Below are 16,200 nucleotides of genomic sequence, written 5' to 3'. Positions count from 1 at the left end.
AGCGTGGCCTCATGGAGGTCTGGGCCGAGGATCAGCTGACACGGCGCGAGCGGCTGCGCGCGGAGCGCGAACTTGAGCACGCCGCCCCGGCACGGATCCGGCTGAAGCTCGCCGGAGTGCTGGTGATCGTCATCGCGCTGCTGACCTGGCTGGCCGTGTCCTGGCTCAGCAGCACCAGCCCGGCGGGGGCGCCCGTGCCGGAACCTCCACCGCTGCAGGGGGTGGCGCAGACCGGAGGCGGCCCCACGGAGATGTCAGGGCAGGCCGAGGGGCCAGCGCCCCCGAACCCCTCCGGTGCCCCCGCCGACCCAGGGTCGGCAGATACGCAGCAGGGTGCCGCGGAATCGATTCCAGTCGTGGTCCATGTGGGCGGAGCGGTCGCGTCCCCGGGCGTGGTGGAGCTCCCCTCCGGTGCGCGCGTGCATGAGGCGATCGAGGCCGCAGGTGGGATGACCTCGAAGGCGGATCCGGGTGGTCTGAATCTGGCCGCTCCGGTCCAGGACGGCACGGTGATCTGGGTGCCGACGCCGGAGGAGCTCGAGGCCGGGACGGGTCCACCGACCGCCGGGCAGGACCCCGCCGGCCCGCCAGGGACGGCACCCGGCGCCGAAGCGGGCACAGGAGCGGGCGCGGCACCTGGATCGGCGGCCGGAGCAGCGCCTGGGTCGGGCACCGGAGACCTGATCAACCTCAACACCGCCGATGCCACGGCTCTCCAGGAGCTGCCCGGAATCGGTCCGGCGCTCTCGGAGCGGATCATCAGCCACCGCGAGACCAACGGCCCCTTCGGCTCGTTGGAGGAGCTCGCCGGAGTCAGCGGCATCGGGCCGGTGATTCTGGCGGATGTAGAAGGTCTGGTGACCTGGTGACCACCGCGAGACCGCTGGATCTGCGGCTGCTTCCCGCCGCGCTGACGGCCTGGGCCGCAGCCCTGCTGGCGGTGCATCTTCCCTGGCAACCAACGTTGCAGCTGGGATGGTGCTTGCTCGGCGCAGGAGTGCTGCTGACCATGATCGCCTCGCTGCTGAATCGACTCGTGACCGCTCCAGTAGCGCTGCATGTGCTGCTCTGCTGCGTCCTGGCGGGAGTCGTCGTTCTCCAGGCCGGGACAGATGCCCGAGCGCACCAGATGAGCGGATGGGCGCAGGCGGTGGCGGGTGACACACCGGTGATGGTGACGCTGCGGATCTCTGGGCAGCCCGAGATCCTGGCCACCCCGGGGTTCGACGGTGCCGACCGGGTCATGGCCCACGCGATGGTGGAGGCGGCGACCATGCCGGGGGAGCAGCGCCCGGTCCCCGTGGACGCCCCGGTGGTGATCATCCAGGACGCCGCAGCGCAGTCGGATCCTGAGACCGGAGAAGAAGCTGCGGGGGAGTCCGGTGAACGCCCTGCCCGGGGGTCCGGCGCGAGGTCCGCAGCGGAGGTGCTGCCCCTGATCACGGGTCAGCGCTACCAGGGACTGGTGAAGCTCAACCCGACCGACCCAGGTCAGCGCGAGACCGCAGTGGCCTTCCCCTTCGGTGGGGCCCTGGAGCGGCTTCGCGCAGATGGTCGCGCCGAGTTCACACAGATCTTCAACGGGCTGCGCTCTGCCACGGCGGACGCATCGTCACACGCCGTCGGCGACGCCCCCGGGCTGCTGCCGGGGCTGATCCTCGGTGACCGGACACACCAGGAAGAGGAGCTCAGCGAGGCGATGCGCGCCGCCGGACTGAGCCACTTGACCGCGGTGAGCGGCGCCAACTGCGCTTTGGTCATGGGTGCGCTGATGGGGCTCGTGCGTCTGGTGCGGGCTCCGCGATGGACGACTGTTCCGGTCGCGGTCATCGGACTGGTGCTCTTCGTGCTGCTGGTGCACCCCGAACCCAGTGTGATCCGTGCCGGGGTGATGGGCAGCATCGCGGCGGTGTCGCTCTTCGCCGGGCGCGGACGGGCGGCGTTTTCGCTGCTCTGCCTCTGCGTGCTCGGCCTGCTGGTCTTTGATCCGTTCTACGCGACAGAGCCGGCGTTCCAGCTTTCCGCGGCCGCCACGGCGGGGATCGTGGTGATCGGGACCCGGATCCGGGAGCGGCTGGAAACGTTCCTGCCGGCGATTCTCGCGGCACCGCTGGCCCTGGCGTTCTCCGCGCAGCTCTTCGTCACCCCCGTGCTGCTGCCGCTCTCGGCCGCAGTCAACACCTACGCGGTGCCCGCCAATGTGCTGGCCGCCCCGTTCGTGCCGTTCATCACCGTGCCGGGTACCTTAGCTGCGGTGATCTCCACGACCCTGCCCTGGGTCGCGGTGCCGATCCTGTGGTGCTGCGGGTTGGCGGCGGCCTGTCTCGGGATGATCGGCAGGGTCGCGGCGGGGCTTCCGCAGGCCGCTGCTCCGTGGCCGGAGGGTTGGGTGGGCTGGGGTCTGGTGGTGCTCTATATCTTCGCCGCACTTGTGCTGGCCTGGGGGCTGGTGGATCGGTTCCGCCGTTGGCATGTGGTCCTCTTGGCGGTAGCTGCGGCGGCGATGCTGGCCCTGGTGCTGCCGGTGACGGCGCTGGTGCCTTCACGTGGGGTTGATCAGTGGCGGGTGGCGTTGTGTGATGTGGGGCAGGGCGACATGCTGGTGGTCCGCACCCAAGAGTCCGCCGGCGTGGTGGTGGATACGGGGGAGGACCCGCTGCTGGCAGATGAGTGCCTCAGGAAGCTGGGGGTGGAGACGGTCGAGGCGCTGCTGCTCACTCATGAACACCGCGACCATTACGGCGGGACCCCAGGGGTCATTGAGGACCGTGCGCCGGGGCTGATCCTGCATGCCGGCAGCACCGGCTGGGACGTGGAAGCCGAAGTGGAATCGGTCGGGGAGCTGCCCCCGAGCATCCCGGTGCATCGGCCCCAGGTCGGGGAGAGCTTCGAGTTCACCCGGGGGCTCAGTGTGCGGCTGACCATATGGGCCGCCGAGGCGCATCACGCCGAGGCCAATGACAACTCGCTCGTGGCGCTCATCGAAACCGTGGACCCTGATCTGCCGGAAGGGACGGTCGGGTCCGTCGATGAGCCGCTGCGGGTGTTGACACTGGGGGATCTCGAGGAGGAGGTGGCTGCCTCGTGGCTGCGCCGGACGGGAGCCCCTGAAGGTGTTCATCTGCTCAAGGTCGCTCATCATGGGGCGGCCAACGGCGGCACCGAGGTGCTGGAGGCGACCCGGCCGGCGCTGGCGCTGATCGGGGTGGGGGAAGAGAACACCTATGGACACCCCTCCGCTGAGATCATCGCCAAGTTGGAGGCACTTGGCGCCGCGGTCTACCGCACTGATCTGCACGGGACGGTGGTGTTCACCTTGGATGCTGGTGGCTTGGACGCGACTGCTGTTCCTTGATTCGAGCCGAGATCGGATGGGCTTGGGAAGGATTCTGATCTTCCCCTTCTTTTCACCCTATGATCCTGTGGTCCGCGCATTCTGAACGAGTAATCTTCAGTTGTGAGCGCTACCGCTGACAGACCAAACATGGGTCTGCTGTAGGTCACGTCACTAGGTCAACTAAACCGTCAGCAGACCCGTTCTCGAAATCACCGGGGCCAATGTCCCGAATGCCATCCACGCGGCGAGCGGCACCTGGATCCTGCACGAGTCAGATCTGGCTCGGGAGTTGTGACGAGTGCGTCACCTCGGTGGAAATCGACATATCACCATGTTTGGAGTTCTACAGAACTAGCGGCGGTAGCCCTCGACCTGCCGCGGAGCGGCACTCTTGCCATTACTAGGAGTAGGCACAGGGCTACCGAGCGAGACCGCGTCGTAGTCGATCAGTTAACCCCGCCCACGGGTGCATCCCCTACCATCGGGATCATGGTCTGGAACCCTCGCCACTGCGTGCCAGGTACTCGGATTGGTCCTCGCCAAACTGGCTGTGCACCACGAGGGCCCCAGCGCCATTGAGTGAAGTGGTACAGGGCCATCTCGCCGTTCGGGTAGATGCCTGCGATGAACCCCGAGTTCAGGGCGAAGACACGTTCGAAGACGTTCCACCCATTACCGATTTTGTGTGGGCCTTCGAGAGCCGTGCCCGGATTGGGCCAGGACGTGTGGCGGTGCCAGAAGAGGTCGCCGCTCTCATCGATGCCGTAGAGCACGCCCTCTCCGCCGCCAAAGAACTTGGGGTAATACCGCCACTGTGAAACGATCATGGAGCTCTTGCCCAACGAGCCTGTGCCATTGGATGCATCCCGGTGCCTGATCAACTCGAGCGAACGCTTGATGCGGAAGTCACGGGGATCATGGAAGGTTCGTACAAGCATGAAGCTGCCGCCCCCAGCGTTGACGTGCCATTGTCCTTCCCCTAGCAGCGGGAATTCGTATGGGGCTCGGATTCGTCGGGGGCCCGACCACCCGGCTGGACCTCTGCCGACGTCGTCGTGCCGATACCAGTTCACTGCACGGTCACCAGAGAACGCATACATGATCTTGTCGTACGTTCCGTGGACCTCGGTGAAGTTGTGCCAGCCGGTACCAACTACCCCACCTATCGGGGTGACTTTCGGAGGATCGGTGAGTGCAGTCGTAGTCTCGAGCTGGAAGCGGTGGAGATCGCCGTTGGGCCGGATCCCATACAACGTCAATCTGTGCGCTGTCCAGTTCGGAAACTGACCTATAAATGGGTCGACGAGGGTGCCCCGAGTCTTGATTCTAGTGACAGCATCCTCCAGCATGCGCAAGGTCATAAGTTGGGGGAACTCGTCTTCAAGGATTGCCTCGTCACCTTCGGCGATCCGCGGGTCGGCTGTGCAGAACGTACTGGTCGTGGGGCGACCGACGTGCATCGAGACTCCGCGCAGGCCCTTTCGCGTCCGTTCGATGTCGTTGACGGCGACGAAACTGTAGTCGCAGCGTCCGGTGGGGGTGACGTATCTGGTGCTTATGATGATTTCGACGCGTACCGCGTGCCGGAAGCGCTCCGCCAGCGATTGGGGGGGAGTCTGGTACTCGACGTACTCGGCGCGTGTGGCAACCCACGTGAGTACTTCGTCGGCGCCCTTGCGGTAAGTCGCGCGATCGCCGCTTGCGCGAATGGCTTCCTGCGCTGAGAACACCCATATCATCGCCCCGTACGCGAAGATTGGGAGGGGGAGTCCCTTGAATCGCGTCGGCGCCGGGCGCCAACTGCTCGGAGCGTCATCTGGCTTCTTAATCGCGTCGCTCCAGAGCCATAGATCGTTGTCTCGGTACATCGCGCGCAACCGGTCTAAAGCGTTGGCCGCAACGACTGCCGCATCCTGGGGTCGATTCGTGAGGTCGCGCCCAAGCTCACTGAAGGAGAGTTGGTGCTCTCGCATCGTGCGGACGCGAGCTCGATTCTCACCTTGGGCGACCTTCGCCTCCAGCTCGCTCAAGCGTTCATCAAGATCGGTGACGAACTGCTCTAACCGAGTAAGCCGCTCGTCCAACTCTCGAAGCGCCTTCTCGACCTTGCTCTCGCGACCGAAGTTGTAGATGGCCTCCAGGGCTTTATAGGCCGTCACGACGTAGTTCACGTACGGGACCATCTGCGCCACGGTGACGTAGACCTCGTCACCTTCGAGATCGGGCATCACTGCCTCCTTCACTGGTTCCCACGACGGACCACCAGCTACATGTGATATAGGATACTCGCCCAGGTTTCTCGCGACTAGGGCAAGACGAGCCTCATCTGCAGCGCACTCGGAAACAGAAGTCCAGCTGCCAGCGCGATGAAGGGAGTGTCCCGCAGAAGCCGACGCGTCGGTCGTAAAACCCCTATCCGAGACATACGAATCGGCAACTGGAAGCGGCGCCAACTGCGCTTTGGTCATGGGTGCGCTGATGGGGCTCGTGCGTCTTGTGCGGGCTCCGCGATGGACGACTGTTCCGGTCGCGGTCATCGGACTGGTGCTCTTCGTGCTGCTGGTGCACCCGGAGCCCAGTGTGATCCGTGCCGGGGTGATGGGCAGCATCGCGGCGGTGTCGCTCTTCGCCGGGCGCGGACGGGCGGCGTTTTCGCTGCTCTGTGTCTGTGTGCTGGGCCTGTTGGTCTTTGATCCGTTCTACGCGACTGAGCCGGCGTTCCAGCTTTCCGCGGCCGCCACGGCGGGGATCGTGGTGATCGGGACCCGGATCCGGGAGCGGCTGGAGACGTTCCTGCCGGCGATTCTCGCGGCGCCGCTGGCCCTGGCGTTCTCCGCGCAGCTCTTCGTCACCCCGGTGCTGCTGCCGCTCTCGGCCGCAGTCAACACCTACGCGGTGCCCGCCAGGTGCATCGGCCCCAGGTCGGGGAGAGCTTCGAGTTCACCCGGGGGCTCAGTGTGCGGCTGACCATATGGGCCGCCGAGGCGCATCACGCTGAGGCCAATGACAACTCTCTGGTGGCGCTCTTCGAGATCGCGGATCCTCAGCTGGATGAGGGGGCGGTGGGCTCCGCGGGTCAGCCGCTGCGTCTTCTGGCCCTCGGGGATCTGGAGGAGGAGGTGGCTGCCTCGTGGCTGCGCCGGACGGGAGCCCCTGAAGGTGTTCATCTGCTCAAGGTCGCTCATCATGGGGCGGCCAACGGCGGCACCGAGGTGCTGGAGGCGACCCGGCCGGCGCTGGCGTTGATCGGGGTGGGGGAGGACAACACCTATGGGCACCCCTCCGCGGAGATCATCGCCACGTTGGAGGACCTGGGTGCCGCGGTCTACCGCACTGATCTCCACGGGACGGTGGTGTTCACCTTGGATGCTGGTGGCTTGGAGGCGACTGCTGTTCCTTGATTCGAGCCGAGATCGGATGGGCTTGGGAAGCCTTCGGATCTGCACCTTCCTGCGCCCGGTGATCCCGTTGAGCTGAATCCCCAGTGGTCCTGCGGACGAATCGATGTTTGATGCCCCCACCAATCTTGGGGTCTGCTCAGCCTTGTCTGCAGCGCTTCCCGAATGGGTGAGGGTCTGTGAGCCGGGGCCGATCACGGACGTTTCCGCAGTGGGCCGAGTTCAGCGCCGGACACCGGCCAGGTGGGTGCCGGCCGGCCTCTCTGATGAATGGACAAGTCTTCTGAAAGACACACGAAGCCGAGGGTCATTGGGTGTACGAGTAGCACGCGGTGGACGCTTGCGACGTCATGAGTCTCGGCTTGGCCTCGCGGCGGGCAGGCCGCCCTGTGGGCTGAGTCGCTGACGCCGGCGATGACCGGCCCCGCCATTGGAAGGAAGGTTGCTCACCTCGCCTTCGGGCGCGTCTGCTCCGACGTCCTAGGGGACTCAGATCCGGCGGCCCCCGCGGCCATCAACCTGGGTACCAGCACGGGGAGTACAACGTCCAGGGACTCGGTAAAAATCAGGTGCTCGTCGCTGTCGATGACGAGCAACTCTTTGTTCGGGGCCTCGATCCGTTGGAACACCTGGCGGGTATAGGAGATGTCGAACAACGGGTCGCCGGTCGCGGCGATGACGACGACAGGGCAGCGCGCCGGGCCGGGCAGCTCGCTGGTCATCATCTCGGCCAGCAGGCTGAGGGGGTAGGAGCGCAGACCGAGGGGGTCGGTGTAGAACCGTTTGATGACCTCGGGGTTGCCACAGACCCGACGCGCGTCAAGGTAGGCGTCGAACGGCACGGGTGCCCCGGGAGCGACCCGGCCCAGGACGCCGATGCCCCGCCTTAGGGCGCCGTTCACCGGGGACAACCAGGTCGGTGCCCGGGTGACCCCGAGAGTGGCGGGCAGAGCCGGGTCCAGGACGTTGTGAGCGAACACAGCTGCCACGCCGGGTGCGCGAGCTGCCACTGCCAGAGCCAGCACTCCGCCTTGAGAGGATCCGAGCACCATGACGGGTGCACCCGCGTACTGGCTGTGCATCCATGTGATGGCGTCCACAGCGTTCATAATGAGGTCACCGAAGGTCAGGTGTCGGCGGTGAAGCCGGGGGCTCTTCCCGTGCCCGGCCGGGTGAAGCCCAACGACGGTGACACCGGCGCGGTTCACTGCGTCCAGGAACTCCTCGTAGAACAGCGGGTGAGTCATCGTCCCAGGAAGGAAGAGAACCGCGGGCGCACCGGGCCCTGCGTCCCAGACCGACAGCGCGACCGGGAGCCCACCGGAGTCGATGAGGACTTCGCGGTACGCCTCAGTGCGCTGAACTGCATTCAGGTTGCGTTGTTCTGCTGTGCGCATCTGACACCTTTTCCACATTGGCGCTCCGCCCCTTCGGGTCGACGCGAGCCACCAGCGGCGCTACCCACTGCAGCGCCTCCTCGTACCGACCTTGGAGTGAGCTGCGTTGCCGAGGTGTCAGGCCGAGCAAGCCCGTGAGCAGGCGCCGTTCATCGGCCGTGCCGACCCGCCAACCACTTCCGGAGCCGAGGCTACCAAGTCAGCAAGGCGCCCGGCTAGAACCCACGGGAAGGTGACCTCCACCGAAGTCAACCGGCCTCGGTTCCCTGCAACAGCCTCGGACCGGTGCCGGATACCGGCCGGGTCTCTGACCGACGGGCTCACCGGATGTCCGTCGGCGGGCACGAGGTCCACGTCCTGAGTCAGTACCGCTCCGGCACGTCGTAATTGACATCGGTGATCGTCAGCCGGATGTAGGAGAAGTCACCGTTCTCGCGGGAGTAGGCCGCCTCGCCTTCGGTTGGTACGCGGACGCCGTCGAACTCTCCATAAGCATTCATCGGCGTCGACCACGGCAACACCGCCCCGTAGTCACGGTCGTACCGATCAGCGATCATGTTCGTGGGCCGACCCTCCCGGTCGAAGAAGAAGGTGGCCGTGCCACTGACGCCGCAGTAGGACATGGTGGCCCGGGCGGCGCCGTCGTCGATGGGGTCCCAGGTGATCTCGGGGATCAAGGAGCCGGCTGGGAACCACAGGATCTCGTTCAGGTACCGAAGCAGGTCGCCCTCGTCCATCTCGGGCCCGGCATCACGGGCCACCGGAACCAGACCCAGCACGCGCATCTCCAGCGCGCCGCGACCGTCGAGATAACTGTCCTTCCCGATCACCGGTAAGCCCGGTGCGATGCGGGTGTTGGCCTTCCAGACGAAGGCCGGCGGCTGCGTCGAGTAGTACTCCTCGGCGGTGAACGGGAGCCAGCCGAGGTCACCCACGAGCAGCTCGCCTTCCTGCTGCAGCCGGACCGTGGAGGGGATCGGCTTGCCGACCACCCCGGACCACCGCAGCCAGCGTTGAACAGGCCCGGGGAGGCCCACGAGGTCTTCCTGGCACACTGGATCGAAGGTGACCGCAGCACCGGACTCCAGCACCTCGTCGATCTGGCCGTTGATCCGTCGCTCGAAGGTGTACCTGCCGAGGCCGATGACCGATGCCCCCACCAGGACGACAAGGGTCAGGCCGCCGTAGACCATCAGCGTGCGGTTGTGGATTCTGGCCACCCGTCTCACCTCTCATCGAGCCAGTGCGGGACGGACCCAGGACCTCCGTCACTGACGGTACTCAAGTTACCGCGCGAGACGCGCTTGGGGCGATCCGCTGCACTCTTGACCCTGCGATGAGATGCGGTGGGCGACCGGGCCAGCGGGGCCGGGGAGACGGTGGTGATCAGGGCGTCCAGGTGGGTCGATGTCACGAACTGGGAACCGTGCGGTCCGTCAGGGTGCGCCCACCCATGTCGTCTGTGCGCGGTCTGACCAAAGGCCCTTCACGGCGCGAGGAGAGATCCTTATGATCCAGAGCCAAGGGCTCGCGCCTGGCGCTGAGGATTCGACCGCGGAAGGGGTTGTCATGAAGGGAGCGTGGTGGTGGGTGACCGCGGCGATCATTGGGTTCCATGGCCTGATCCACCTTCTCGGCGCGGTCAAGGGATTCGGTTGGGCCGACGTAGAGGCGCTGAGCTCCTCCATCTCAGTCTTGGCTGCAGCGTTCTGGTTGCTCGCGGCCACACTTGTCATTGCGTCGGCCGTGACGCTCGCCCTTGGTCCACCTCGCTGGTGGGCGGCGCTTGCGGCGCCCGCTGCGATCGTTTCGCAAGTCATGGTCATCTCTTCCTGGTCGGACGCCAAGGCAGGCACCGCCGCCAACGTCGTCCTCCTTGGTGCCGCCATCTGGACAACTGCCTCGCAGGGGTCACGCGGCCTGGGGGCAGGAGGCCGGCCCCGCACTCGGCGCGTCACAAGAACAGGTGCTCCCAAAAGCTGAATCCGTGCCGGTCGTCAAGTAACACACACGGCCGTTCAGTGTGTTTGCGAGCAGCGCCGCGGCGGGCCGATGCCAGGTTGTGGCGGGTCGCCGGTCGGAACGCTCTGGGCTAGGTCCCAGCCCGTACGTGGGTTACCCGTCGCCGGCCGTCGTTCACTCTCAGTACGCCACGGCCCCGGACGTGCTGAGGTAAGCACTCGTGCCCGCGATGGCGCTCGCCGTCGCACCGGCGGTCAGGGGCAGCTGTGGCGCGCCCCGATGGAAGGGGTGCGCGGGGCTGGTCAGCATGTGCCACCCCTTAGACGGGTGATCTCGCCGTGGACCCATCTTGGGGACCAGGTCTCGTGCCGTCGGCTCGTAGGGTGCGGCCTTGGAGGAAAGCGAGCGTGGCGATCGGTAGCGACATCACGGCGCTGGTGAGGCTGACGATGCCCGCGAGGGGGCCCGTCCCTGCGGCGTACAGCACGAATGCCGCGATGGAGAGCGCACCCATCCCCGTGAGCCAACCAGCCAACCAGCGTCGACCGTGTTCGGCCAGGAGGCTGGCCAGGAGCAGTGCGGCGGCACCAAGGAGTGCGTAGCCGGCGAGGTCGATTGCGTAGGGGATGGACTCGACGTCGTGGAAGTACCATTGCGCGGCGGTTGTGGGGTCGCGGTCGACGAGGTCGGGGAAGAACGTGTACTGGGAGGTGTAGGCCAGCGTCGCGAACGCGACGTAGGCGCCCAGGAGCACACCGGCTGTCGACCGGCGCACCGAGGACGGGGGTACGCCCGCCGCGGCTGCCAGAAGCAGCACGATGGAGACGAACGCGGGTGCGAGCAGCGAGGCACCGACGAACCCCCACTGGTATAGCGCGCGGCCCTGCTCGAAGTCGTACATTCCCTCGAGCAGCCGCGGCGGTGGGGAAGAGGCGAACACCAGGCCCATCATCGAGGCTGCAACCACATAGACGGCGCTCGCTACGACCAGGCCCGTGCCGACCCGGCGCCCCCAGGCAGCGCCTTCGTGCTGCTCGCGGGCCGAAGTTGTGTGCGGTGGGTTCATGGTTCCTCCCTGGTCCTGTGTCCGGACCGCACGTTCACGAGTTCCGGAACCTTCGCGATGTCCACCCGGAGCTCGTGGGTGCGGCGCGATCCAGCGTCGCCAGCCAGCGGTGGCTCATCGGCCACCGGCGGAATATCGGTAACCGGAACAGCGCCGTGAGCAGCGGGCGGCGTTGCCGTGTGCGCCACGCTCCGACCCGATCGAGCGTGAGCGTCACCCGGTCCTCGGTACGTTCGAGTTCGCAGCGTCCGCGCAGTTCGGGGCTGCCGTCGGCGTGCAGCGCGATGGTCCCCTTGAAGCACGCAGGCGGGGACCGACGGCGAGGGGCCGCGCAGTGGCGGATCCAGCCGAACCCCGGCAGCCAACAGTCCGGCGGTGGCCGGTACGAGCACGGCCATGACGACCGACACAGCGGTCGACGGCTGGCCGTCCCGGACACCATGAGCTGGCGGCGTGGAAGCGCCTACGACTGAGGCGACGTGGGGCTTGCGCTGCCGTTTCGGCCCCTCAGTGACCCACATATCAGTCATGGCAATCCTCCATCTTCGCGCCCCGCATCCTGGGCGACTTCGACTGACACGACCACCGTACGACGGCGCACAGACGACCACTAGTGGCGAAGGCCCGACCAGAAGTGACCAAAGGCCCTGTCGTGCGGACCGGGACGAGGCGCATGCTGAGATCGGCTGCAGGGGACCCGCCGCTGCAAACCCATGGCGCCCTCTGGAGGTCCCGTGTTCGCAGTTCCCGCTCACCCGCAACGCGTGCGACAGGTCGCTGTCGGCGGTTCACTCATGGTCGCTGCGGTCTATGGGGAGCGCCTCCGTTCAGGTCCTGCGCCCGTGTTGCTCCACTTGGTCCCCGGTTCCAGAGTTGTCGAGAGGCAACGGGGGTGACGCAGATCATCGCCGTCACACCGTCTGCTCCGTGTCGTCGTCGAGCGGTTGGAAGCACCCTGGGAATCAATGCCGTGCAAGTCCGGTACAGAGTGGCGGCGCCGAACTTGGGAGCAGCGGACCGTCTGGAGCCTCCACGAGGCGGAGCCTCGATGTACTGCGTCGTCATATGCCGCTACAGCTCTCGCACTATCAGGAGCCGTGACACGAGCACCACCGGTATCGGGCATGAGGGGATCCCTTCCCGGACGGCAGGACTCAGTGCCTCCTCTCACGCGACCGACGTTCGCGTGCCCGTCTGCTCCTCGCCGGCCCGGTTCGCAACCTCGTCTGCGATCAGGCACGATCCAGGTCAGAACAGGCCAGATGGTCGTGGGACGCCATGAAGCGGCTCCCGCGTGCCTTCACGGTTCGACCGCGCAGCCCTGAACGATCCCCCGTCGCAGGGGACTGGATGTGGGACGTCCGACGAGGACTCAGAAGGACAGTGGTCGTGATGCTGGTTCCGACACTGGCCGTCACGGGGCTCTTGGCGTGGTGGAGCCCAGGAACTACCGAGGCGTTCCTAGACGCCGACGGCCGCACGGTCCCCGGCAGCATCTCCGAGAAGCGTGCCGTGCCCATCAACGGTGTGCACCAGGGCATGGTCATCCGCGGCCAGGACGCCACCAATCCGGTGCTGCTCTGGGTGCACGGCGGGCCAGGCATGCCCGACTACCCCCTCACTCAGCAGTACCCGACGGGCCTGGAGGACTTGTTCACCATCGTGTGGTGGGACCAGCGCGGCGCAGCCCTCTCATACGACCCCCGCATCCCGCCCGAGTCCATGACCATCGAGCAGTTCATCGACGACACGATCGCGGTGACCGACTACTTGCGCGGCCGGTTCGAACAGGACCGGATCTACCTGCTCGGACACTCTTGGGGCAGTCACATCGCCCTGCAAGCCGCCGCACGATCACCAGAGCGGTATGCGGCCTACCTCGGCATGGCGCAGATGGTCCACCAGCTTGAGTCCGAGAAGATCGCCTACGACTACATGCTGACCGAGTACCGTCGACGTGGAGATACGGGCATGGTGCGCGCGCTTGAGGCGAGCCCGGTCACCTTGACCGAAGGAACGCCGACCCCTTACCTGAAGGTCCGCGACACCGCCATGCACAGCCTCGGGATCGGCACCACTCACGACATGAGGTCGGTCATCTCCGGCATCTTTCTGGCCTCTTGGCGCTTCCGCGGCTACACACCGAAGGAGAAACTGAACCTGTGGCGCGGCCGAGGGTTCTCGCGGGGCTTCGGACTGTGGGACCAGTTCATCAGGACCGACTTACGCAGCACCGTCCCAGCACTGCAGATCCCGGTGTACTTCCTCGAAGGCAAATACGACTACACCTGTGCCACCTCTCTGGCGAGGGACTACTTCGAGCAGCTGCAAGCCCCTGTCAAGGGCTTCTACGTCTTCGACGACTCGGCACACAGCCCTCTTCTGGAGGAGCCCCGCAAAGCCCATCGCGTCGTCGAGCACGACGTACTCACCGGCACAACGGCCCTCGCAGATGGCAACGGTGCCTGAAGAGATTACTCTCGGCCGAGATGGGGCCATGCCCCTGTGGGGAGTTGCCGACGGCCGGGTCCATGGTGACGAGCCAGAAGGTCGCGGGGCCGATGCCGGTCCAGCTACCGGTCATCACCGCTGCGATCGGTCACGGGGAAAGAGTCTTGCGCGGCCGACCAACCGAGTGCTTGACTAGTTTCACAAGCCGCTAGAGAGTGAGGCGTCGTGTACGCCCGCATGGTCCTCCGAGATTACCGTCGCAACCGCGGGGTCACCCTGATCCTCGTTCTGCTGATGATGCTCGCAGTGGTGCTGGCGACCGCGAGCGCCGGGACCCTGGTCCGGCTGGTCGGAGCGTCGGACAGTCTGATGACCCAGGCCGATGCTCCCCACGTGGCGCAGCTACATGCGGGCCTCCACGACCAGGAGCAGCTTGACGCCTGGGTGGTCGGCCGGGAAGAGGTGGCCGACCACCAGACCATGCTGCTGCTGGGCATCGGTGGGTCGGACCTGTTCTTCGACGGGGTGGCCCAGACCGACAACATCCAGCAGAACTCGCTGGTGGTGCCGAACCAGGAGCGGGACCTGCTGCTCGACCTGGACAACGAGCCGATCCTCGAGGTGGAGCCGGGCACTATCGTGCTGCCGGTCATCTACCAGGTGGAGGCGGGGCTGGATGTGGGAGACCCCGTGCGGATCACCGGTTCGGACGGCTTCGCCACCGAGCTGGTGATCGCCGGCTTCGCCCGCGACTCGATCATGAACCCTGCGGTGACCAGCTCCAAGCGGCTGGCGGTGTCACCGTCAGACCTGGAGGAGGTGCGTGCGCACACCGGGCAGGTGGAGCAGCTCATCGAATTCTGGCTGCACGACCCCGAGAGCCAGAGTGCGACCTTCCAGAAGGCCTACCAGGACTCGGGGATGCCGGCGGCGGGTCAGATGGTGGACGCCGCAGCGTTCCGCATGTTCACCATGGTCGGTGACGGGATGGTGGCTGCTGTCATCATCCTCGTGGCTGCGCTGCTTCTGGTCGTGGGGATGCTGTGCCTGCGGTTCTCGTTCCTGACCGCGGCCGAACAGGACTACCGCGAGATCGGGGTCCTGAAGGCCATCGGTGCCCCCGGGCGCGGGATCAAACGGATCTACCTGACCAAGTACGCCCTCCTGGCGGGGGTCGCCACGGTGCTGGGCCTGCCCGTCGGGTTGGTGCTGACGCCTGTGCTCACCCGCAACATCACCCGCTACATGGGCTCGGTCCCCAGCGTCTGGAACTGGGTGGTCCCCGTATTGGCCGCACTGGCGGTGCTGACCCTGCTCGTGCTGTTCGTGGTCCTGCTGCTGCGCCGCTTCGACAAGATCAGCGCCGTGGCCGCGCTCAGCGCGGGGTCCGCCGGCGGGCGGTCCAGGTCGAGTATGCGGCTGCACCGCTCGAGGATGCCGGTGCAGCTCCGCCTCGGTGTGATGGACGTCGTGAGCCGCGCGCCGACCTACCTGCTGCTCTTCCTCGTCTTCGCCGTGAGCACCTTCATCATCATCGTGCCTATCAGTTCGGCCGCGACGGCCAGTGCCCCCGGTTTCGTCAACTACATGGGTACCGGCCAGGTCGACATGCGCATTGAGCTGCGGCAGGCGGACCCCGCCTCGGCGGAGCAGTTCGCACGGATCGTCGAGCGGCTGGAGTCCGACCCCGAGGTGAGCGCCGTCGCCCCGATGGTCACCACCCGCAACGACACCATCGACAAGGACGGGAACACAGCGAGCCTCTACGTGGAGAACGGGAACCACACCCTGCTCCCGCTGACGTATGCCGAGGGTCGGGCACCGGTCGACGGCACCGAGATCGCGCTGTCACTGCTCGCGATGAACCAGACCGGGCGCCAGGTCGGTGACACCCTCCCGGTCCAGGTAGGAACCCAGGAACGGGAGCTGGCGGTCGTCGGGAGCTACCAGGACATCACCAACGGGGGGACGACGTCGAAGTCCGTGCTGCCCACCGGTGAGGGCGAGGTCATGTGGTACATGGCCGGTGTCGAGCTGGTGCCAGGCGCCGATGCCGGTGACAAGGCCGCCGCCTTCGCCGACGAGTTCGCCCCGGCCACGGTCGCGGACATCGAGCAATGGCGGATCCAGACCCTGGGCCCGATCGCCGAGCAGATCACCATCACTGCGCTCGTCTCCGCCGCCGTGGCGCTGGCCCTGGCCGCTCTGATGACCGCCCTGTTCGTGCGGATGCTCCTGGCCCGCGACGCCGGCCAGATCGCCGTGCAGCGCGCGGTCGGTGCCGACGACGCCGGTCTGCGGCGGCAGTACCTCACCCGGATGCTGCTGGTGCTCCTGATCGGCGTCGTCGTCGGGACCGTGGCGGCCAACACCCTGGGCCAGAGGATGTTCAACCTCATGTTCGAGTTCGTCTACGGCGGCATCGAGTCGCTCGGACAGGGCACCAGCCGCATCGACTTCATGGTCAACCCCCTCCTCACCTACCTGGCCCTGCCCGCCGCCCTGCTCGCGACCGTGGCCCTCACCACCAGCGCCAGCTCCCGCTCCATCTCCGAGGCCAGCATCTCCACCCTCACCACCGAATAGGCG

Annotated in this window: 10 protein-coding genes and 1 pseudogene; 7 read left to right on the top strand and 4 right to left on the bottom strand. The window is 66.5% G+C overall.

All coding sequences use genetic code 11. The features are described 5' to 3' along the window. The first annotated feature begins 11 nt into the window (after window positions 1-11). Both LTI14_RS08080 and LTI14_RS08075 read left to right on the top strand, forming a co-directional pair. Window positions 12-869 carry a ComEA family DNA-binding protein gene (locus tag LTI14_RS08080; RefSeq protein WP_241476219.1) on the top strand — a complete coding sequence of 286 codons (858 nt, stop codon included), beginning with the start codon at window positions 12-14 and terminating at the stop codon, window positions 867-869. Beyond that, window positions 866-3,355 (top strand): ComEC/Rec2 family competence protein, encoded by a 2,490-nt coding sequence (locus tag LTI14_RS08075; protein WP_241469646.1) that lies wholly within the window; start codon window positions 866-868, stop codon window positions 3,353-3,355. Before LTI14_RS08080 ends, LTI14_RS08075 begins: the two co-directional genes overlap by 4 nt. Before the next feature lie 428 nt (window positions 3,356-3,783). On the opposite strand, the gene LTI14_RS08070 is transcribed toward LTI14_RS08075, so the two are convergent. Continuing rightward, window positions 3,784-5,565 carry a tachylectin-related carbohydrate-binding protein gene (locus LTI14_RS08070; RefSeq protein WP_241476218.1) on the bottom strand — a complete coding sequence of 594 codons (1,782 nt, stop codon included), beginning with the start codon at window positions 5,563-5,565 and terminating at the stop codon, window positions 3,784-3,786. A gap of 226 nt (window positions 5,566-5,791) precedes the next feature. Here LTI14_RS08070 and LTI14_RS08065 point away from each other — a divergent pair. Both LTI14_RS08065 and LTI14_RS08060 read left to right on the top strand, forming a co-directional pair. After that, a pseudogene (locus LTI14_RS08065) lies at window positions 5,792-6,304 on the top strand (ComEC/Rec2 family competence protein); the annotation flags it as partial. Next, window positions 6,295-6,738: a ComEC/Rec2 family competence protein gene (locus LTI14_RS08060; RefSeq protein ID WP_241476216.1), complete on the top strand. Its 444-nt coding sequence runs from the start codon at window positions 6,295-6,297 to the stop codon at window positions 6,736-6,738. The pseudogene LTI14_RS08065 and the gene LTI14_RS08060, both read left to right, overlap by 10 nt. A 443-nt stretch (window positions 6,739-7,181) precedes the next feature. On the opposite strand, the gene LTI14_RS08055 is transcribed toward LTI14_RS08060, so the two are convergent. After that, the gene (locus LTI14_RS08055) at window positions 7,182-8,132 is read right to left on the bottom strand and encodes an alpha/beta fold hydrolase (RefSeq protein WP_241476215.1); all 951 of its coding nucleotides are present in this window, start codon (window positions 8,130-8,132) and stop codon (window positions 7,182-7,184) included. 362 nt (window positions 8,133-8,494) lie between these two features. After that, the gene (locus LTI14_RS08050) at window positions 8,495-9,352 is read right to left on the bottom strand and encodes a DUF6544 family protein (protein ID WP_241476214.1); all 858 of its coding nucleotides are present in this window, start codon (window positions 9,350-9,352) and stop codon (window positions 8,495-8,497) included. 289 nt (window positions 9,353-9,641) lie between these two features. Between LTI14_RS08050 and LTI14_RS08045 the strand changes: the two genes are divergently transcribed. Then, window positions 9,642-10,115 carry a hypothetical protein gene (locus tag LTI14_RS08045; RefSeq protein WP_241464586.1) on the top strand — a complete coding sequence of 158 codons (474 nt, stop codon included), beginning with the start codon at window positions 9,642-9,644 and terminating at the stop codon, window positions 10,113-10,115. Window positions 10,116-10,413: 298 nt separating this feature from the next. On the opposite strand, the gene LTI14_RS08040 is transcribed toward LTI14_RS08045, so the two are convergent. Beyond that, window positions 10,414-11,160 carry a hypothetical protein gene (locus LTI14_RS08040; protein ID WP_241464587.1) on the bottom strand — a complete coding sequence of 249 codons (747 nt, stop codon included), beginning with the start codon at window positions 11,158-11,160 and terminating at the stop codon, window positions 10,414-10,416. A gap of 1,392 nt (window positions 11,161-12,552) precedes the next feature. On the opposite strand from LTI14_RS08040, the gene LTI14_RS08035 reads away from it, so the two are divergent. Together LTI14_RS08035 and LTI14_RS08030 are read left to right on the top strand one after the other, a co-directional pair. Continuing rightward, window positions 12,553-13,629 carry an alpha/beta fold hydrolase gene (locus LTI14_RS08035; protein WP_241476213.1) on the top strand — a complete coding sequence of 359 codons (1,077 nt, stop codon included), beginning with the start codon at window positions 12,553-12,555 and terminating at the stop codon, window positions 13,627-13,629. Window positions 13,630-13,848: 219 nt separating this feature from the next. After that, window positions 13,849-16,197: an ABC transporter permease gene (locus LTI14_RS08030; RefSeq protein WP_241476212.1), complete on the top strand. Its 2,349-nt coding sequence runs from the start codon at window positions 13,849-13,851 to the stop codon at window positions 16,195-16,197. The last annotated feature ends 3 nt before the right edge of the window (window positions 16,198-16,200 follow it).

This window comes from Nesterenkonia sp. YGD6 (genome assembly GCF_022565895.1).
In the GTDB taxonomy this organism is placed as follows: domain Bacteria; phylum Actinomycetota; class Actinomycetes; order Actinomycetales; family Micrococcaceae; genus Nesterenkonia.
The sequence above is the reverse complement of the archived record's forward strand: the minus strand, read 5'-3'. Positions and strand labels throughout refer to the sequence as shown.